1 pseudogene is annotated in these 227 nt (G+C 65.2%); it reads right to left on the bottom strand.

Annotation, left to right across the window (positions count from 1 at the left end):
- Positions 1-5: 5 nt before the first annotated feature.
- Positions 6-227, bottom strand: a pseudogene (locus HA630_RS00430) (Rieske (2Fe-2S) protein); the annotation flags it as partial.

Raw genomic sequence — 227 nt, 5'->3', positions numbered from 1 at the left:
TCCATTCAGAATTCGACGGGTTGCAGGTCGTATTGTGACCGCCAAAAGACGACCCCGTCGTGCTCCTGCACGTCGATGGCCACCAGCGGTCCGCGTCCGGGGCCGCCGACGCAGGCGCCGGTGTCGGGCCGAAACAGCGCGCCGTGGCTGGCGCAGACCAAAAACTGCCCGGTGAGGTCGAAAAAGTGGTTGGGCCGCCAGTCCATTTCCATGGCGACGTGGCTGCA

It is taken from the genome of Aquabacterium sp. A08, from assembly GCF_011742065.1.
The sequence above is the reverse complement of the archived record's forward strand: the minus strand, read 5'-3'. Positions and strand labels throughout refer to the sequence as shown.